The organism is Sphingomonas sp. GM_Shp_1 (assembly GCF_026540895.1).
In the GTDB taxonomy this organism is placed as follows: Bacteria; Pseudomonadota; Alphaproteobacteria; order Sphingomonadales; family Sphingomonadaceae; genus Sphingomonas.
The window spans coordinates 1-19,298 of sequence record NZ_JALNUR010000047.1 but is presented as its reverse complement, the minus strand read 5'-3'; the positions used below and the strand labels follow the sequence as shown (position 1 = coordinate 19,298).

Sequence of the window (19,298 nt, the reverse complement as noted above, 5' to 3'; positions counted from 1 at the left end):
AACCGCACCGCCAGCGACTCCTTCAATATCCGCCGCCGGATCGCCTTGTTCGCCGCCTTCAGGTCGCTCGACGCATCCGGCGAGGTCCACCACCAGCCATCGTCACGCATCTGTTGTCCCGCTGCAACGAAGCGGTCGCAAATATCGGCGAACAGGGTGTCGTCGATGTCGAGGCTGAAGATCAGCCGCCCGGTCCCGACCCAGCTCAGCGCCAGACCTTCCGCCCGGAGATAATATTGCAGCATCCAGTTATAGGGCGAGGCGACCGAATAGAGGATGGTCCAGATCGTCTGGACATGCGCGACCGACAGGGGCAGCCCCGCATCCGCCATTCGCGCGTTGAACATCGCCGCACGGGCATTCCAGCGCTCGTCCAGTCCAGCGTACAGCGCCGCCACCTCGGGCGTCTCCAGCCGCTGGAGAAAGGCGTTCATCGCCCCCATCACCATGGGGTGCGAGTTGAAGGTGCCGCGCGCGAAGCAAATATCCACCGGCCGATCATCGCGCCAGCGCTTCATCAGATGCGATGGCCCGCACAACACGCCGACCGGCAGGCCCCCGCCCAGCGTCTTACCATAGGTGATCAGGTCCGGCTTCACCCCGAAATATTCCGGCATGCCGCCCTTCGCCAGGCGGAAGCCCATGAACACCTCGTCGAAGATCAGGACGATACCGTTCGCGCGGCACGTTGCGGCCAGCCGGTGCAGCCACTCGCGGTACGCCATCAGGTCCGCCCCCGCCTTGCGTCCGCCATCGACCAGTTGCCCGTCGGAGGGCGCCGAGCCATTGGGGTGCATCGCCTGGAGCGGGTTGACCAGCACACAGGCGATATCCTTGCGCGTCGCCAGCACCTTCAGCGTCCGCTCGGACATGTCGGCCAGGGTCAGCGTCCGGTCGGCGGGCACCGGGTTGCCGATCCCCGGCTGCACATCGCCCCACCAGCCATGATAGGCGCCCGCGAACCGCACCAGCCGCGGACGGCGGGTATGATAGCGCGCCAGCCGCACCGCCTGCATCACCGCCTCGGTCCCCGACATGTGGAAGGACACCTCGTCCATGCCCGACAAGGCGGTCAGGCGGCGGACATTGTCGGCGACGACCGGGTGGAAGGAGCCGAGCACCCCGCCCAGGTCGCGCACCATCGCGGCACCCTCGGCCATGGTCTGCTTGTAGAAGTCGTTGCCGAACAGATTGACGCCGTAGGAGCCGGTCAGGTCGATCAGCCGATTGCCGTCCAGATCGACCAGGATGGGCCCCTCCGACCGCTCGTAGAAAGCACCGGTCGCCAGCGTCGTGCGCACCTTCTCGCGAAACTGGAACGGCACGCGATAGGCTCCGGTGAATTGCAGGTCGGACAGGCCGCTGCGCGTCTCGCGGGTCAGCGCCAGCGTCCTGGCGAATCGCGTCGCGAACAGGTCCCCCAGCCGCTCGAACGCCGCGCGGCGCTGGTCGGCGATGGCATCCGGCGCATCGTCGACCCGGAAGAAGCGATCCTCGCCATAGGTATAGAAGGGGATCTGCCCAGCGATGTGCTTGGCCATGCGGACATGGCCGCCCAGCCCCGGATGCTTGGCGCGCGACAGGGTCAGGCGGCGATGCCCTTTCGTGAGGGCGACCGCGCTGGCGGAGGCGGCCAGCAGGCCAGTGAGAATCGGGTTCATGCGGCCTTTGACCGCGTACCCATGACGGAGGCATGACAATGCGCGGACCCATCATGCGGTTCTTCCTGAACGAGGACATCAATTTCCTCGTCACCAACCGCCTGCCGCGCCGTTTCGCGACGCAATTGGTGGGCAAGATCGCGCGGATCGAACATCCGCTGGTCGCGAAACCCAGCATCGCGCTGTGGAAATTCTTCGCGAGCGTCGACCTGTCGGACGCGCGGACGACGCGGTTCAAGTCGTTGCGCGACGGCTTCGTCCGCCCGCTTCGCGACGATGCGCGGGCGTTCGACACCGACCCCGACTCGATCGCCAGCCCCTGCGACGCGCTGGTCGGTGCGCATGGCCGGATCGAGGACGACCGGCTCTATCAGGTGAAGGGCTTTCCCTATCGGCTCGGCGATCTGATCCCGGACCCGAATCTGGTCGAGCGATTCCGCGATGGATCGTTCGTCACGCTGCGGCTGACGGCGGGCATGTATCACCGTTTCCACGCGCCGACCGACATTGCGGTGGAGGGGGTGACCTATCTCTCCGGCGACTGTTGGAACGTGAACCCGATCGCGCTCAAGCGGGTCGAGCGCCTGTTCAGCCGCAACGAACGCGCGGTGATCGAGGCGCGGACGCTGGTATCGGGACGCCCCCTGCTGATCGTCCCCGTCGCCGCGATCCTGGTCGCAAGCATCCGCCTCCACTGCCTGGATACCGAGCGGACCCTGCGCGAGCATGGCCCCGGCCGCCGCGCCTGTGCCGCGCGGATCGGCAAGGGCGAGGAGATGGGCTGGTTCGAACATGGCTCGACCATCCTCCTGTTCCTGCCCCGGGGGATGACGCTTTCCGGCCATCTGGTCGAGGGACAGGCGATCCGCGCGGGCGAGGTGATCGGGCGCACCGGATGAAATCGCTATGCCTCCGAATTTTTGCGGCATTATCCTCCGGCGACATACCCGGGAGAGCGACACCATGGCCGATGAGCGCTTCGAACGTCGCATCGACGCGCCCGTCGAACAGCTATGGCGCGCGATGATCGATCGGTTCGAGCCGTGGTCCTGCCCCGCGCCCTGGCGTGCCGAGACTAGGGCCGAACGACCTTCAGATACGCCCTTCTTTTACCTCGCTCCTCATAGCGGGGAGAGGGAAGAAGCAGCCCGAACGTTGCGCATAGCTGGCCATCATCTGCGGCCAATGCTGTGAGATTTTACTGTGAGACAAACGGCACAAAATAGCCGCCAAATCTTTGATTTCAGGAGCGTGGTGACCCCGACTGGATTCGAACCAGTGGCCCCCAGATTAGGAATCTGATGCTCTATCCTGCTGAGCTACGGGGCCCCACGCGGACGCGGTGATACTCGGGTCGTGGGGCGGGGTCCAGAGTGGTTTGGCGGAGCGGAGCCCGCCGCCGTCAGTTGACCTGTTTCGGTGGCACCACCGGGAACGGCAGGGGCGCGACGGAGACGCCTTCCTCGACCAGGGCCTTGGCCTCGGCCAGACTGGCTTGACCGTGGATTTGCGTGACGGGCGCCGTGCCTTCGTGCATCGCACGCGCCTGATCCGCGAAGGCGGTACCGACCCAGGTCGATTTTTCCAGCATCTTCGCCTGCTGGCCCGCCAGTTGCTCCAGCACGGCGCGGATCGCCTGTGGCGAAGGTGTGTCGGGCTTGCTGTTGCCCTTGGCGGCGATCTGCGGGGCCATGACCGCCTTGTCGATCCGGCGATCGCCGCACAGCGGACATTCGACCTGCCCGGCCTCACGCTGATCGGCATAGGCGTTGGACGAGGCGAACCAGGCCTCGAACACATGGCCGTGCCCGCATCGCAGGTCGAAGACGATCATGCCCGCACCACCGGCGGGATCGCGCGGCGATGGCGGATCGCGGGCAGGCGTTGCCGCACCGCATCGACCTGCGCCATGTCGAGGGTCGCGAAGCCCAGCCCCGCCGCCTCGCCCATGTCCAGCAGCACCTCGCCCCAGGGCCCGACCACCAGCGAATGGCCATAGGTGGCGCGACCGTCCTGATGCTCGCCGGTCTGCGCGGCGGCGATCAAATGCACGCCCGCCTCGATCGCCCGGGCGCGGAGCAGGACGTGCCAATGCGCCGCACCGGTCGGGCGGGTAAAGGCGGCGGGCACCGACAGGATCGTCGCCCCCGCCTCGGTCAGCGCGGCGAACAGCGCTGGGAAGCGCATGTCGTAGCAGATGGCCAGGCCCAGCCGCCCGACCGGCGTGTCGACCACCACCGCCTGCTCGCCGGGCGCATAGGACGCCGATTCCCGCCAGCTTTCGCCGCTGGGCAGGTCGACATCGAACAGGTGCATCTTGTCGTACCGGGCGCGGACCTCGCCCCGGTCGTCGATGACATAGGCGCGGTTGGCGAGCCGCCCGTCCTCGCGCCTGACCGCCAGCGAACCGAGATGAACCCACAGGCCATGCGCCGCCGCCGCCGCGCGGACGCGGGCGAGCACCGGGTCATGTTCTTCGGAGGTCAGATGCGCCGCCGCGCGCGCCTTGTCGCGGTCGATCAGTCCCGACATTTCGGGGGTGAACAGCATCGCCGCGCCCCCCGCCGCCGCCTCGGCAATGGCGCGTTCCAGCGTGTCAGCATTGGCGGCGGGGTCGATCCCCGCCGTCATCTGAAGAACCGCGACCGCCGTCATGCGGCCAGGAGCGGGTCCAACCCTCCGCGCTTGTCGAGCGCGGCCAGATCGTCCGAACCGCCGATATGCTGTCCGTCGATGAAGACCTGCGGCACGGTGGTGCGTCCGTTCGCGCGCTCGATCATCTCGGCGCGCTTGGGGCCGCCCATGCTGATGTCAAATTCCTCGGGCTCGACGCCCTTGGAGGCGAGCAGCGCCTTGGCCCGGGTGCAATAGGGACAGAACGCCTTGGTGTAGATTTCGACCTTTGCCATCCCCCTCAGGTGTGGCGCGCGGGGGCGCTTGTCAATCGTCCGCCCCCTCGATGACGCGCGCCCAGCACAGGATCGCGACCGACGCCGCCCCCGCCGCCAGCAGAGCGCGCACGCACGCATTCGCTGTCGCGCCGGTGGTATAGACATCGTCGATCAGGACGATGCGCCGCCCCTTCACCGCCGCCCGGTCGGTAACACGGAACGCCGACGTCACGGCCTTTCGCCTTTCGCGGGGCGACAGGCCGCGCAGCAACGGCGTCGCCCTCACCCGCTCCAGCCCGCCCCGCAACAGGGGGAGGCCGGTGCGCCGCGACACGCCCTCGCCGATCAATACCGCCTGGTTGAACCCGCGCCGCCACAGCCGCCAGCGATGCAGCGGCACCGGGACCAGCAATTCCGCATCATGCGGCACCAGACGCGCCATCGGCCCGGCCATGGTCTCCGCCACGCCGATCCGGCCACCATGTTTCAGCCGGATCGGCAGTTCGCGCGCGATCGGACCATAGGCGACGGCGGCATGGACTCCGGCATGGTGCGGCGGATCCGCCAAGCAGGCCCCGCAATGCTGCCCCGGCTCCCCGGGCGGAGGCAGGCCGCAGCGGACGCACCCCGCCCCGTCCAGAAACCGCAATCGTCCCCAGCATGACGCACAGAAGCGGTGATCCGCCTCGACCGGTTCGGCGCAGCCCGGACAGCGCGGCGGCAAGGCCCAGCGGATCGCCCCGGCCAGCCACCCGCCCGGCGCAAATCCCGTCGCTTTCGCTTGCCCACCCATCGGGTTCGACTTGTTCCCGATCGCACAAGCGCGCACAAGCGCGGCGGTGAGCAGCCCGACCATCTTCGACAGTAACGCCCGCCGCCGCCATCGCGACCGCGCCCAGCCCGATTTCGCCGCGCACGACTTCCTGCGCGCCGCGATGCTCGATGGCCTTGCCGAACGGCTGGATGCCGTCACGCGGCCGTTCCGCCATATCCTGGACCTGGGTTGCTTCGACGGCCAGTTCCCCGCGCCGCCGGGTGCACGGGTGGCGCGGCTGGACCCCGGCTTCGCCTTTGCCCATGCGGCGGGCGGCGTGCAGGGGGACGAGGATCGCCTGCCCTTTGCGGATCGCAGCTTCGATCTGGTGGTCAGCGCGGGCGTGCTGGACCAGATCGACGATCTGCCGGGGGCGCTGACGCTGATCCGGCGGGTGTTGCGGCCCGATGGGCTGTTCCTGGGCGCGTTCGTCGGCGGCGGTTCGCTGCCCCGGCTGCGCGCGGCACTGCGCGTGGCCGAGGCCGAACGTCCGGTGGCGCGGCTGCACCCGCAGGTCGATGTCCGGTCGGCGGGGGATTTGCTGATGCGCGCGGGCTTCACCCTGCCCGTGGCCGATATCGAGACGCTGGAGGTCCGCTACCGCGACTTCGGTCGGCTGCTGAGCGATCTGCGCGGCATGGGGGCGAGCAACATGCTGGCCGAGCGTCGCCCGATCGGTCGCGCCGCGCTGTCGGCGGCGGCGGCGGCCTTTGCCGATCTGGCCGATCCCGATGGGCGCGTGTCGGAGCAGTTCAACCTGATCTTCCTGACCGGATGGGCCCCCGACCCCTCCCAGCCCCTGCCCGCCAAGCGCGGCAGCGCCACGGCGTCACTGGCCGATGCGCTTAAGCCCAAGCCGGATGCGGCGAGCTAAGGCCGGATTGACACTCGCCCCTTCCGCGAAGGGCTCAGCCGATCATCGCGCCGCCACGGTCACCCGCGAGGATACGACCCATCGACTCGAACAGCTGGTCCATCGCGACGGGCTTCACGATGACGTCATCGGCCCCCGCGCTCATACATCGTTCGCGCAGGTCCACGCCGCTGTCGGCGGTCACGACGATGATCGGCACCTCGCCCTTGGCATCGCCCCGCGCGCGGATACGCTGAATGGCGGTGATGCCGTCCATGCCCGGCATGCGCAGATCGATCAGGATCATGTGATAGGAGTCGCGCTCGATCATATCGAGGCCGATCTCGGCGTTTTCCGCCTCCGCCATGCTGGCGCCCGCCACGTCGAGCATGTCGCGCACGACGCGCCGGTTCATGCGATCATCCTCGATGAAAAGGACGTTCATCGACGCCCCTTCCCCGTATCGCATCCCTTCGCGGTCATGACGCAGATCATAGCTCCGCCCTAGCGATCATGCCGCTTGCGTTACAAGAGGCGTAAAGGCGGTTTGCGGTGAGGTGTCGAACATCCTTCGCATCACCTCGACCCCCGCGACCGGCTTCGCGACAACCTCGATCAACCCAGGCCCAAAAAATTCGTTCCGCTCCAACGGGTCCGATTCCGGCCATAACAGGAACGTCGGAACCCCCGCCGCTCGGACCTGTGCCATTCGCGACAGCATCGGGCGGCCCTCCGCATCGCGGATCGCGCTGTCATCGATCAGCACGCGCGAAACGCCCCCTTCGGCCAGGCGCGCGACCGCTTCGTCCGCGTCGGCGACGAACTGCGCGACCGCGTATGGCGCACAGAAATTGGTCCACATCGCCCGCCGGATCGGATTGCGATCGACGACGAGGACGATCGGACGCTCCACCGCCGGCGCCGGGGCCAGTTCGTCGAGCGGCAGGGTGAGGATGAACGTCGATCCCTGCCCCACCACGCTTTCCACCGTCACGTCGCCCCCCATCGCCCGGGCGAGCCGCCGACAGATGGCCAGCCCCAGGCCGGTGCCGCCGAATTGCCGGGTGGTGCTGGCATCGGCCTGACGAAAGGCCTCGAAAATCTCCTCGAGATTGTCGGGCGATATGCCGATACCGCTATCGCTGACGCGGATCGACACGCCGTCCGCCGTCCGCCGCGCCGACAGCGTCACCTGCCCCGACGCGGTGAACTTCAACGCATTGGACAACAGGTTGAAGACGATCTGGCGGATGCGCGCCGGATCGCCCAGCACGGTGGCGGGACATTCGGACAATTCGACGGTGAAGCCCAGCGCCTTGGCCGCGGCCTGCCCCTCGAACAGGCGCGAGGCGTCGCGAACCGTGGTCGCCAGATCGAAGGGCACCTGCTCCAGCGTCAGGCGGCCATTCTCGATCTTCGCCACGTCGAGCAGGTCGTCGACCAGCGCACGCATGGTCATCCCCGCGCCGTGCATCACCTCCACCCGCTCGCGCTGTTCGCCGGGAAGCGCGCTGTCGGCCAGCATGATCTGGGTCATGCCCAATATGCCGTTCAGGGGCGTGCGGATCTCATGGCTGGTCGTCGCCAGAAACTCGGTCTTGACCGCCAGCGCCTTTTCCAGCCGATCATTGGTCACGGCCAGGTCGCCATGCGCGGCGCGAATCCGGTTGCGGCTGCGGCCCAGCGTGACCAGCCAGACGCCGAGCAGCGCGAGCACGACGATGATCGCGGCGACCGATCCGATCAGGATGATCCGCTCGGTGCGCAACTGCTCGCGCTCGAAGGCGATGTTGCGTTGCAGGTCGGCGGCCTTCATCCGCGCGATCCGCAATTCCTGATTGGCGAAGTCGAACCGCGCACCCATCAGCGCGAGGCTGGTCGAGGTGGCGAGGCGGGTGGCGTCGTCGTCGATCCGCTTCAGCGCCTCCAGATGGCGAAGCGCATCCGCCGTCCGTCCCGCCGCCATATAGATCTGATAGGCGCTCTGGTGCGCATCGCGCAGCGACACGCCGGTCCGACCGACATCGACACCCTCGAAGCTCCGGTCGATCAAATTGGCGGCCTGGGCCAGTTGGCCGCGTTGAAAGGCGGCCTGGGCGGCGATGCTGTCCAGCGTGCTCGTATCGCCGGGGTCGGCGGCGCGGGCGCGCGCGATCGCCGATTCCGCCGCCCCGACCCGACCGAGCCGCAATTCGCTGCGCGCGATATTGCGCCAGACCTGCGCCAGCATCGGCGGACTGTTCAACCGCTGCGCCAGCGTGCCGGCTTCGCGCAACTGGGCCAGCGCATCCTCCGTCCGCCCCAGTTCGCCCAGGGTCAGCGACCGGTTGTTGAGGACGACCATGCGCAGCGCGTCGTCGCCCTGATAGGTGGTCCGCGCCTGCTCCAGATAGCGGAGCGCCGACGCGAAGTCCTTTCCGTTGATGTACAGGTTCGCCATCTGGACGAGCGCCCGCGCCTGTCCGCGCGGATCGTTCAGATGCTGAAAGACGCGATACGCGCCCTGAAAGGACTGGAGTGCGGCGGCGATATTGCCGGTGTCCATGTCCAGGCTGCCCTGGGACAATAGCAGGTTGCCATAGAGATCGGACTGCGGCGCCAGTCGCCGCGCGGTCCCCAGCGCGCCGGAAATCGCGGTGCGCGCCTTCCGATTGTCGCCCAGCCGGCTGGCCCCTTCGCCGCGCAGCCAGTCCGTCGTCGCCAGGGCGAGCGCGCGCTGGTCGGCGTCCTCCATCCGTCCGGCGGATTGCCGCGCCACCTCGGCCTTTTGGATGGCGACCGCCGGGTCGCGGAGCATTTCGGCCTTGGCCGCCTCGATCGCGCGATCGAAGCCGGGCTGCGGGACCGTCTCCGCCCTTCCCCGCGATCCCAAGCCCGCCGCCAGCAATGCCGCGACGACCAGCGCGATCCTAACCGCGCGCATTCGCCACCAGACGGGCGAAAGGCGTCGGGCGGGCCATTGCCACGGTGGCCTGATGCCCCTGTTCCGTCAGGAAACGGGTCAGCGCCTCCAGGCCGATCGGACGGCTGATGAGATAACCCTGGATCATGTCGCACCCCATGACGCTGAGCAGCGCCAGCGCGGCGGGCGTTTCCACCCCCTCGGCCACCACTTCCATCTCCAGCGCATGGGCCAGGTCGATGGTCGAACGGACGATCAGGGGATCGCGGTTGGAACTGGTCAATTGGGTGATGAACAGCTTGTCGATCTTCAATTCGCAGGCGGGCAACTGCTTCAGATAGGACAGCGAGGACAGCCCCGCGCCATAATCGTCGATCGCGACGGTGATGCCCATGTCGACGAAGGTCTGAAGATTGGCGATCGCGCTGTCGGGATCGCGGATGACCGAGGTTTCGGTGATCTCGAACCCGATACGGGCGCCGCTGTCGGTCACCAGCGCGCAGGCTTCCCGGACGAAATTCTGGTCGCTCAGCAACATGCCGGAGATGTTGACATAGACGCGCAGGTCGTGCCCCGCGCGGATCAGGCTTTGCTGGTCGGCGATCACCCGGCGCAATGTCCACAGGGTCAGCGGCGCGATCACGCGCGACTCCTCGGCCACCGGGATGAACTCCATCGGCGAGATCATGCCATAGACCGGATGCCGCCAGCGCAGCAGCGCCTCAATGCTGGCGATCCGCTGCTGACGGACATGAACCTTGGGCTGATATTCGACATAGAGCCCGTCCTGCTCGACCGCCTGGCTGAGATCGCGGGCAAGCGCGATCCGGTCGAGCCGATCGGCGCGCGCCGCCATCTCACGCACGACGGGACGGCCTTCGATATGCGCATCGCCCAGCGCCTGTTCGGCATCCTCCAACAGGCGGATATCGTCGTCGTGCGGCACCGTCGCCGCCGCGGCGCCCAGGACCGGTTCGACGCGACAGCGTTCGCCGCCCAGCTCGAAGGGCTGCGACAACAGCGCGTTCATCGCCGCCAATCGATCCTCCAGCACCGCACGGGCCGGGGCGAACATCATCATCTCGACTTCCGCCGCGCCGGTGGACCGAACCATCGCCTCGGGAAAGGCCTCGGTCAGGCGTGCCACGATCATCTCGATCAGCGTGGCGCAATGCGTCCGCCCGAAGCGGCGGCGCAGGATGGTGAAGTTGCCGACCGCCAACAGGATCAGGAACTGCCAGTGCGGGTCCACCGCCTCCGCATTCGTGACGCCGGTGGCAGGGCCTGGAAGCCCGGATTCGCTGGTCGCGATTCGAGAGGGACTGTCGTTCACCCCTCAAATGTAACCGTGACCACTAAAGAAGGTGTTAACCTCCTTTCCTGCGCCATTCCAGTCCGTTAGCGCAGCGGTTACCCATTGCGTCATGGTTAATTTAGCATTAACTATATTCCCGCGTGCCGGAAACGGTCGTCAACGAGGGAGAATATCCATGCTGAAGTTCATCATCGCGCTGATCTACGGCGAGACCATGCGCCCCTGGTAAACACAGGTTATGTCATGAGGCGATTCGGAGCGGAGCTACCGACGGATCGCCTCATGATTTTCCGGCCGAATCGATCGGCCCCGTCCCTTATCGATACAGATCATCCGCCAGCCTCAGCATGAAGGCGGCCCCCCGCTCCATCTGAGCGACCTCGATATACTCGTCCGGTTGATGCGCCTGTGCGATCGAACCCGGGCCACAGATGATCGTCGAGAAACCCGCCCCCTGAAACTGCCCTGCTTCCGCGGCATAGGGCACCGCGCGCGCCGGACCGTTGTCGCCCGCCCATGCGCGTGCCAGCCGTTCGGCCATTCCATCCGCTTCGGGCGCGAAGGCCGGGGTGCGCGAGCGCCGCTCGACCCGAACCCCCGCTCCCGGAAAGCGCAGGCGCAGCGCCGCATCCGCCTCGGCACAGGCGGCGAAGAAGGGGGCGAGCACCTTCTCCGGCTCCTGCCCCGGCAGGGTGCGCAGGTCGAAGGCGAACCGACACTCCCGCGCCAGGATGTTGACCGCTGTCCCGCCCGCCATCTGGCCGACGGTCAGGGTAGCATGATGCGGACAGAAGGGCCCGTGCGGGTCGCCCTCCCCCGCCAGTCGCTCGGCGAGGTCGGCCAGTCGCTGCATCAGCCGGATCGCGACCATATTGGCCGACACGCCCAGATGGGGCAGGCTGCTATGCGCTTCATGCCCCGTGACGGTGACGTTCCAGGTGGCGATCCCCTTATGCCCGCCGACCACGACCATCTCGGTCGGCTCGCCCACCACCACGGCGGCGGGGGCGGGCAGTTCGCGCGCGATCTCGGCGATCATCGACGGCGCGCCCAGGCATCCCACCTCCTCGTCATAGGAGATCGCCAGATGAAGGGGACGCTTCGCCCCGGCGCTCGCCACATGCGGGGCGAGCGCCAGAGACAGGGCGAGGAACCCCTTCATGTCGCAGGTGCCGCGCCCGAACAGCCGGTCGCCGCGCCGGGTCAGCCGCCAGGGATCGCTGGTCCAGGGCTGGCCGTCGACCGGCACGACATCGCTATGCCCCGACAGGACGACGCCGCCCGCCTCCATCGGTCCCACCGTGGCGTAGAGATTGGCCTTGCTGCCATCGGCATTGAAAACCCGCCGCCCGGCGACCCCGAAGCCCGCCAGATGCCGCTCGACATAGGCGATCAGCTCCAGATTGGACTCGCGCGAAGTGGTGTCGATCGCGATCAGATCGGCGAGGATGGCGGTGGCCTGGGCGGACAGCTGGTCGGGAGTCATGCCGCCATCCTGCCGGATGTTGCACTTTGGTGAAACCCCGTTGCCGCAATGCAAAACTGCCCTGCGCCCTGGGCCCTCTCCCCTGGACAGGGGAGAGGGAAGGATAGTGATAGCAGCGGTCCTAGAAATCCCGCGAGTAGCGCAGGCTGCCCGCCGATCCGCCGAACGATCCGGTCTGGGTCAGCAGGCTGAGCGTGCGGGTCAGTGCGATCTGCAACTGGGTGGCGGTAAAGCCCCGCGCGTCGGTGACGATCTCCACATAGATATTGTCGGTCAGATATTTGCCCGCTGCCAGGCTGGTGCCCCGCCCGGTCGCCTCGTCGGCGCCCAGGACGCGCAGCCGGTCGAACCCGGTCGCCGAGCGCAGCTTGCCCAGCGGGTTCAGCCCGCCGCCGCCCGAGCCGCGCAGCGAGTTGAGCGCGGCGGCCAGCTGGATCGCCTCGGTCGCGGACAGGTTTTCGGGGTTGGTGCCGAACAACAGGCGGCTGAGCACCTCGTCCTGAGGCAGGGTCGGCGTCGAGGTGAAGGCGATCTGCGGACGCTGTCCGGTGCCGGTGACGTTGATCACCGCGGTGATGCCGTCGGTGGTCGTCGTCGCCTGGATATTGATGTCCGGATCGGTCAGCGCGCCGCCACGGAAGCGGATCGTGCCGCGATTCACCTCGAACCGCTTGCCCGCAAAGCTGTATGTACCGCGCACCAGATCGAGCCCGCCATTGATCGTCGGTGCCGCGCTGGTGCCGCCGATGCGCAGGTCCATCTCCCATTCGGACTCCAGCCCCATGCCCGACACGAAGAGCTGGTTGTTCGCGCGCACCCGCAGGTCGAGGCGGAACAGCCCCGGCGGCGGCGTGGGGGCGGGCCGGTCGGTCGGACGCGGGGTACGGATCTCGCTGCGACGGCGCACGCCGGTCAGCTCGGGCACCTCGGCCTGGCCCTGGCGGATGATCTGATAGCGTGCATTGGGCACGGTCAGGTCGCCCTGGATCAGCCCGCCGTCGCGACCATGGGTCAGGCGGACCGTGCCGCTGGTCGTCGCAGCAAGCGCGTCGCTGTCGGCCAGGCGGGCATTGTTCAGTTGCGCGCGGATGTCGATCGGATAGCCGCTGTCCGCCGCCAGACCGACGGTCCCCTGCGCCTGGATGCTGCCCTCGCCCGCCTTGGCCTGGAGCCGCGTAATCTCCAGCCGGTCGTTGGAGAAGCGCCCCGCCAACTGCATGTTGCTCAGCCGGGTGCCATAGGCCTCATTGTCATAGGTCAGATTGTCGGCGCGGATCAGGCCGTTCAACTGCGGCGCGGAGACCCGGCCCGAGAAGTCGGCGGCCACCGCGATCGGCCCCGTCAACTGCTGGTTGGGCAGTGCCGCGAAGGAGAAGAGCACCGCAGACGGGCCGTTATAGCGGATGCCGCCCGACAACGGGGCCTGCATCAGCCGGTTGACCCAGCCGCCATTGCCCGGCGGTAGCGGACGCAGATTGGCGACCATGCGGCCCACCACCATCTGCCCGCGCCGGATCAGCGCGCGTGCCTCGCCGCCATCGGCGACGAGACGACCCGCGAAGACGATGTCCACCGCCTCCGACACCGCCGCCAGCCCGGTGCGCCGGAAATTGGCGACGGTGAGGCGCGCCTCGGCGGCGGGGAAGCTGGCATCGCGCGCCTGGGTGAAGTCGAGCGCACCGCTCGCCTGCCCCGAAATGCCCAGATTGGGGACGAAGGCGTCGAGGATCGACATATCCAGCCGGTCGAGACGGGTCTGGACCTTCATTCCATTGCCATAGGAGCCGGCGATCCGCACCGACCCCTGACCCAGGTCGATCCGGGTCGGCGACAGCCGCCACTCGCCCGCGACATTCTGAACCCGCGCGGGATTGGTCGTGCGGAAAGCGATGCCGTTCGCCTGCCCCTTGGCCGCGATCAGATAATCGTTGGGGCTCAGCCGGGCGTTGAGCGCGACGTTGAACGGGATGCTCGACGATCCGGTCATCACCGCCTGCGCCGTGCCGCGCCCGCCGGTATAGTTGACCTTGGCGCGTGCCGACTGGATGACGACCTCGCCATAACGGGTGTCGGCCAGTTGCGCGTCGGCGACGATCTGTGGCGCGTTCGGCAGCATGACGACGCTGGCGTTGACGATGGCGCGGCCGATGGTGAAGTCGACCATGCCGGGCACGCGCGCATTATAGGCGCGCGCGGCGATGTCGGCGCGCTGGTTGCCGCCCTGGTCGGCCAGTTGGACGCGACCGTTGATCCCCTGGCCCGCGAATTGCAGCGCGCCGGCGAACGGCCCGGCGGCGGTCTGGACGACGCGACCCGTGGTGTTGATCCCGGCGAAGACCAGGCTGCGGATGTCGATCGCCAACTGCCGCCCGGTGCTGACCAGCACATTGGCGGTGAAGGGGCCATAATTGGTGTCGCCGCTGGCATTGACCGCATAGGCACCGTTGCGCCCGACGACCCGCGCCTGGAGATTGGCGAGGCCGACGCCGACGCCCGGCTTGGCCGCGCGCAGCACGACCACCGGATTGGTCTGCGACCCCGTCACCCGCGCGCTCAGCGGGCCATATTGGTTGGAATAGGCGTCCGCCGACACCGCCACCGCGCCGGTCGCCGGATCATAGCGCCCCTGCCCGCGCGTCACGCGGAATTGCGGTGCGGTCAGGCGAAGGCCGCTGAACGTCACGATGCCTTGCGGGCTGTATTCGACATCGGCGCGCACGATCGCATTGCCGCCCAGGAAGTTGCGCGCGCCCCCGTTGAAGATCTGCGAGGTCCGCGCGACCACCCGGCCCTTCACCCCGAAGCCGCTCGGCGTCGCCACCAGATTGGCGTCGGTGGTCAGGTTGATGATGCCGATGCTCTCGACCCGGTAATTGTTGACCCGGCCCTTGAGCGCGCCGGTGTAGCGCCCGGTCTGCATATTGGCGACGACCACCGCCGTCGCATCGATATTGTCCGAGCGGATGCGCAGATTGTCCGACAGGATATTGGGCATGGCGACCGCGAAGTCGCCCTGGATCGCGACATTGGTGGTCAGCCCGCCCACGGCGGCGTTCAGCCCGGCGATCCGCCTGGCGCGCGCCTTGACCGGCACCAGGATGCGGTCGGCATTCACCTTCGCCAGACCCTCGGCATAGAGATACTCGACCGAGGTCTCGCCAAAGCCCAGCGAGGTCGCGCGAATCTTGTAATCCACGGTCGGCGTCGCGAAGGCCCCGTCCAGCACCACGCGCGCCAGCACGTCGCGGCCGCGCAGGTTCGGCGCGATGGCGCCGGGAGTCAGCAGCTTGGCATCGACCGCGAAATCGCCGAACCGGCTATTGGCCAGATCGAGCAGACCGCCCGCATCGACCATCAGGGCCGACGAACGCAGCTTCATCCGCGTATCCGCACGCCGTTCGTTCAGCGTGGTGTCGATCGCGACCTGAAGCGCCGGCGAGGTCAGCCGTTCGACCGGTCCTTCCAGATACAGGCCGGGCCGGGTCAGCCCGCGCACCTCGATATGCCCGTCGCGCGCGGTGGCGTTCAGATTGGCGAGTTCGCCGCCGCCCAGCGTCGCGATCGCGCGGCCCTGCCACGCTTTCCAGCCGCCACGCCCATCGACCGACAGCGTCAGCGGCGCCTTCAGCCCCGCCATCGACGCGACCACGCCGCCGGTCGGCGCGGTCAGCTTCACGTCCACCGCCAGCCGATCGGCATCGGGCACCGCGTCGAGCACCAGCCGCAGCCGGTCGCCACCCGCGACCCCCGGCCCGCGCAGGGCATCGGCGCTGGCCGTCACCTGCGCGCGGCGATCGGCGATATGCACCTTGCCGTCGATCGCCAGCACATGACGCTGCCCCGTCACCGGCGCGCCGATCGCGAAGCGCTTGAGCGTCAGCCGGTTCACATCGATGTCGAGATCGGGGAGCAGCGGCGCATTGGGGTCGCTGGGCGTCGGCTTGAGCTCGGGCTTGCGCGCCAGTGTAACCAGGTCCGCGTTCAGCGACCGCACATCGACATGGTTCCGGGTATAGGCGAAGGGCCGCCAGTCCACGTCCAGGCGCGGGCTGGACAGGAACACGCCCTTGGGATCGCTGACCCGCAGGTCGACCAGGCTCATCCGGCCATAGAGCGATCCCTCGATCCGCCCGACCTTGATGTTCAGCCCCGATGCGGTGGAATAGCCGCCCAGCTGGTCCGCGACGAAGCGCCGCCCCGGATCGGTGTTGATCCCCAGCAGGATCGCCCCGACCAGCAGGACCAAGCCCAGCAAGACGATGCCGATCCACTTCAGGATACGCTGCCACAAGGGGCGGCGAACGACGATGACGTCAGGCTCGGCCGACATGGTCTGTTCGTCCGCCATCAGAAGGCCTGCCCGATCGAGATATACAGGGCCACCTTGCCGTCACCCGGACGCGGGTTCAGCGGCGTCGCCACGTCGACGCGCAGCGGCCCGAAATTGGTGTAGAAGCGCCCGCCGATACCCGCACCGAAGCGCAGGTCCTTGCCCGTGGGCAGCGTGCTCTCATAGCTGTTGCCCGCATCGACGAACGGCACGATGCCGAAATTGCCGAAGCGATAGCGCGCCTCCAGCGCGAACTCGTTCAGGCTGCGTCCGCCGACCGGATTGCCCTGCGGATCGAACGGCCCCAGCCGCTGGAAGCCATAGCCGCGCACCGACCCGCCGCCGCCGCCATAATAGCGCCGCGACGGCGCCAGATCGTCACGCTCGATCCCGAAGATCGCACCCGCGCGCGCCCGGCCCGCAATCACCAGGCTGTCGTTGAAGGGATAATAGAAGGTCCCCTCGATCATCATCCGCGCATAGGGCCGCACCGCGCCGCGCACCGAGGTCTCCGGGCTGAGGTTCAGCTTCAGGCGATAACCGCGGGTCGGGTTGAGCAGGTCGTTGGACTGGTCGAACACCACCTGACCCGGAATCGCGGCGATGCCATAGGTGCCGCGCACCCGCTCGCCCCGCGCGAAATCATAGACGCTTTCGTTCGTGCCGGTCAGCTCGCCGCCGAACGCATAGGTGAATTTCTTCTGCCAGATCGGCGTCGAGTCATAGCTCCAGCGGAAGGCGACCGTACCGATGAACGCATCGAAGGCGTCGTAATTCTGGTGGCTGGCCGAGGCGATGACCTGGAACGTCCGGTCGCGCCGCCCTGCGTTCGAGCGGCGGAAGGTGCCGCTCAAGCCCTGTTCCTGCGTGCCTGCGATGACCGAGGCGATCAGCGCGCCCTCGGGCTTGAAGGCGTTGCGGTTGGTGAAGCTGCCCTGCAACCGCACGCCCTGGCCGGTCGAGTAACCGCCTTCACCCGACAGGGTACGGGCGGGCCCCTTGGTCTGCGTCACCTGAAGGTCGATCGCTTCCGTACCGTCGGGGTTCATCCGGCCCGTCCGCTTGGGCTCGACCGCGACGCCGTTGAACAGCCCGGTCGCGACCAGCGCGTTGCGCAGATCGTCGGTCAGCCGCGAGTCATAGAGTTGCCCCTCGTCGAAGCGCGGGAAGACGTTCAGGTGATCCAGGTCGAACACCGCGTCGCCGACCGTGGTCAGCTTGCCGAAGGCCGAACGCGGACCCGTATCGACAGGCAGCGTATAGGCGCCGACCGGCTCCGGCCCCTGATCCTCCAGCAAGATGTCGCGGTCACCGACCTTGACGAAGGGATAGCCGCGCTGCGGCAGGACCAGGCTGACATTCGCCTCTGCCCCCTCGATCCGCGCCGCCTCAATCGGGTCGCCGACCTTGATCGGCAGGTTGGTGCGGACCAGGTCGGGCGGCGTCGTGGCCTGCGCGTTCACCGTGACCGAGGACAGGCGATAGAGCCGCCCCGGCGTCGCGGTCAGCACGACCTTCAACCGGCCGGCTTCGCCCTCGCCCTGCCCTTCGCGCTGAAGCGTCGAGACGGCGGTGGCGTCGTAATAGCCGAGCGACTTCATCAGGCGGATCGCAAGCTGCTCGTCCTCGCGCGCACGGGCGGAGACCTGGGTTGCATTGGCCGCCTTGCCCTTGCCTTCGCGCAGCGCCGACAGCCCCTTGAACTCGTCGTCCAGATTCAGCTCGGCCAGCCCGCGCACATCCATATCGTAACGGATTTCTGGCGCACGCTCGCTTGTCGGATCGGCGGCGGCCTGGAGCGGGGTGGAATCGAAACTGCCCAGCGGGGTCAGCGGCTGGGCCAGTTGCGGGTCTTCAGGCGCGACCGGGCCGATCGCTTCTCCGGTCGCAAGCGGCTGTCCGGTCTGAGCCTGGGGAAGCGGCGGCGCGGTCTGCGGCGTGGGGATGGTGTTCGTCTGGGGCTGGGCCGTCGTCATGGTCGACATCGGCTCCAGCGGCGCATTGATGTCTCCGCTCAGCGGCGGCAGCGCGGCGTCGAACTGCGCATCGGGGACGATCGGCGCATTGTTCTGCGGGTCGGCGGTGCCGTCACGCTGGTCCTGCGGCAAGCTGGGCCCCTGGGCAGGCGAGCTGCCGGGCTTCGACAATTGCGCCATTGCCGGGGTGGTTAAGGATGTGGGAGCAATCAGCGCGACCGCAAGCCAAGTGTGTCTGCCGATCCGTCCCGCCACGCCGTAGAAAACCCCTTTCCGCAAAAGGGTCTTCCGTCATTCGGATCGATCCCCCAGCACACCCCAAACGCCAAAAGGTCAGTGCAGGTTCCCTAGCGTCGTCAATAGTATCGTTGCCGCCATCCTTACCGCGCGGCGGCGGGAGCGCAGCCGACCAGCCCGCCGACCGGCACCACGACCTCATCCTGTCCCTCGCGTGCGATGCTGAGGCTGGCGTCGGACACGATCGCCCCGTCCTGCAACGTCTCGCGCTGGGCGATGGTCATGGTCAGCGTCGCACCGACTCCGCCCCCGGCATAGCGGGTGCCGCTCGCCAGCCCCAGCGCGCCGCCTTCGCCCGCCTGGGTCGCGGCCAGATCCACCAGCTTGCCGTCCAGCGACAGCCGCAGCCGCGTCGGCTCGACCATCGCGACGAAGCGCTGGTCCTGCACGGTCCACAGATAGGCCGCGCAGCCGCGTTCGGGCAATTGCTGGCGCGGCAGGGTGCCCAGGGTCGGAACGGCGGCTTGCGCTTGCATCAGCGCCAGGGCGAAGAGGGGCAACGGCATCATATCCCCGATGCTATCATCAACATCCAGCATGGGTAAGCCGCCACCGCCAGCAACAGGCCGAGCGGCACCATCTCGTCCGCCGCCACCCGCGTTCCCAGCAGGCGACGCAGCAGCACATAGCCCAGCCCGATGACACAGGCCGCCAGCAACACCCCGGGCAGCATCCGCCAGCCCAGCCAGAGCCCGATCGCCCCCATCAGCTTGGGGTCGCCGCCACCCATGCCTTCGCGCCCGCGGACATGGCGATAGGCCGCCGCGATCACC

At 67.9% G+C, this 19,298-nt stretch carries 15 protein-coding genes and 1 tRNA gene; 2 read left to right on the top strand and 14 right to left on the bottom strand.

The window, feature by feature from the left end; genetic code table 11:
- Positions 1-1,661: aminotransferase class III-fold pyridoxal phosphate-dependent enzyme (locus OXQ33_RS16185; protein WP_267435707.1), on the bottom strand; the 1,661-nt coding region annotated here is incomplete at its 3' end.
- A gap of 38 nt (positions 1,662-1,699) precedes the next feature.
- Here OXQ33_RS16185 and asd point away from each other — a divergent pair.
- Entirely contained in the window at positions 1,700-2,560 is an 861-nt protein-coding gene (gene asd, locus OXQ33_RS16180; RefSeq protein WP_267435706.1) for an archaetidylserine decarboxylase, read from the top strand.
- Positions 2,561-2,913: 353 nt separating this feature from the next.
- Here asd and OXQ33_RS16175 read toward each other — a convergent pair.
- The 5 genes from OXQ33_RS16175 to OXQ33_RS16155 form a co-directional block, all read right to left on the bottom strand.
- Positions 2,914-2,990, bottom strand: a tRNA-Arg gene (locus OXQ33_RS16175).
- A gap of 73 nt (positions 2,991-3,063) precedes the next feature.
- The gene (locus OXQ33_RS16170) at positions 3,064-3,495 is read right to left on the bottom strand and encodes a DUF1178 family protein (RefSeq protein WP_267435705.1); all 432 of its coding nucleotides are present in this window, start codon (positions 3,493-3,495) and stop codon (positions 3,064-3,066) included.
- The gene (locus tag OXQ33_RS16165) at positions 3,492-4,316 is read right to left on the bottom strand and encodes a carbon-nitrogen hydrolase family protein (protein ID WP_267435704.1); all 825 of its coding nucleotides are present in this window, start codon (positions 4,314-4,316) and stop codon (positions 3,492-3,494) included. The genes OXQ33_RS16170 and OXQ33_RS16165 overlap by 4 nt, the downstream gene beginning before the upstream one ends.
- The gene (grxC, locus tag OXQ33_RS16160; protein ID WP_267435703.1) at positions 4,313-4,570 is read right to left on the bottom strand and encodes a glutaredoxin 3; all 258 of its coding nucleotides are present in this window, start codon (positions 4,568-4,570) and stop codon (positions 4,313-4,315) included. Before grxC ends, OXQ33_RS16165 begins: the two co-directional genes overlap by 4 nt.
- 31 nt (positions 4,571-4,601) lie before the next feature.
- Positions 4,602-5,276, bottom strand: coding sequence for a ComF family protein (locus OXQ33_RS16155; RefSeq protein WP_346015358.1), 675 nt, complete (start codon positions 5,274-5,276; stop codon positions 4,602-4,604).
- 115 nt (positions 5,277-5,391) lie between these two features.
- Here OXQ33_RS16155 and OXQ33_RS16150 point away from each other — a divergent pair, with 115 nt between their 5' ends.
- Positions 5,392-6,240, top strand: a complete 849-nt coding sequence (locus OXQ33_RS16150; RefSeq protein WP_267435702.1) for a class I SAM-dependent methyltransferase — start codon at positions 5,392-5,394, stop codon at positions 6,238-6,240.
- A 34-nt stretch (positions 6,241-6,274) separates the two neighbouring features.
- Here OXQ33_RS16150 and OXQ33_RS16145 read toward each other — a convergent pair whose 3' ends face one another.
- The 8 genes from OXQ33_RS16145 to OXQ33_RS16110 all read right to left on the bottom strand — a co-directional run.
- The gene (locus OXQ33_RS16145) at positions 6,275-6,664 is read right to left on the bottom strand and encodes a response regulator (RefSeq protein WP_267435701.1); all 390 of its coding nucleotides are present in this window, start codon (positions 6,662-6,664) and stop codon (positions 6,275-6,277) included.
- Positions 6,665-6,730: 66 nt separating this feature from the next.
- Positions 6,731-9,142, bottom strand: coding sequence for an ATP-binding protein (locus tag OXQ33_RS16140; protein WP_267435700.1), 2,412 nt, complete (start codon positions 9,140-9,142; stop codon positions 6,731-6,733).
- The gene (locus OXQ33_RS16135) at positions 9,129-10,454 is read right to left on the bottom strand and encodes an EAL domain-containing protein (RefSeq protein WP_267435699.1); all 1,326 of its coding nucleotides are present in this window, start codon (positions 10,452-10,454) and stop codon (positions 9,129-9,131) included. The genes OXQ33_RS16140 and OXQ33_RS16135 overlap by 14 nt, the downstream gene beginning before the upstream one ends.
- A gap of 298 nt (positions 10,455-10,752) precedes the next feature.
- Positions 10,753-11,922 (bottom strand): acetylornithine deacetylase, encoded by a 1,170-nt coding sequence (argE, locus tag OXQ33_RS16130; protein ID WP_267435698.1) that lies wholly within the window; start codon positions 11,920-11,922, stop codon positions 10,753-10,755.
- Between the two features lie 121 nt (positions 11,923-12,043).
- Positions 12,044-16,270, bottom strand: coding sequence for a translocation/assembly module TamB domain-containing protein (locus OXQ33_RS16125; RefSeq protein ID WP_267435697.1), 4,227 nt, complete (start codon positions 16,268-16,270; stop codon positions 12,044-12,046).
- On the bottom strand, positions 16,270-18,408 hold the full coding sequence (locus tag OXQ33_RS16120) for a BamA/TamA family outer membrane protein (RefSeq protein WP_267435696.1): 2,139 nt from the start codon (positions 18,406-18,408) through the stop codon (positions 16,270-16,272). Before OXQ33_RS16120 ends, OXQ33_RS16125 begins: the two co-directional genes overlap by 1 nt.
- 200 nt (positions 18,409-18,608) lie before the next feature.
- Positions 18,609-19,034 (bottom strand): hypothetical protein, encoded by a 426-nt coding sequence (locus OXQ33_RS16115; protein ID WP_267435695.1) that lies wholly within the window; start codon positions 19,032-19,034, stop codon positions 18,609-18,611.
- The coding region (locus tag OXQ33_RS16110) for an A24 family peptidase (protein WP_267435694.1) at positions 19,031-19,298 on the bottom strand (268 nt) is incomplete at its 5' end. The genes OXQ33_RS16110 and OXQ33_RS16115, both read right to left, overlap by 4 nt.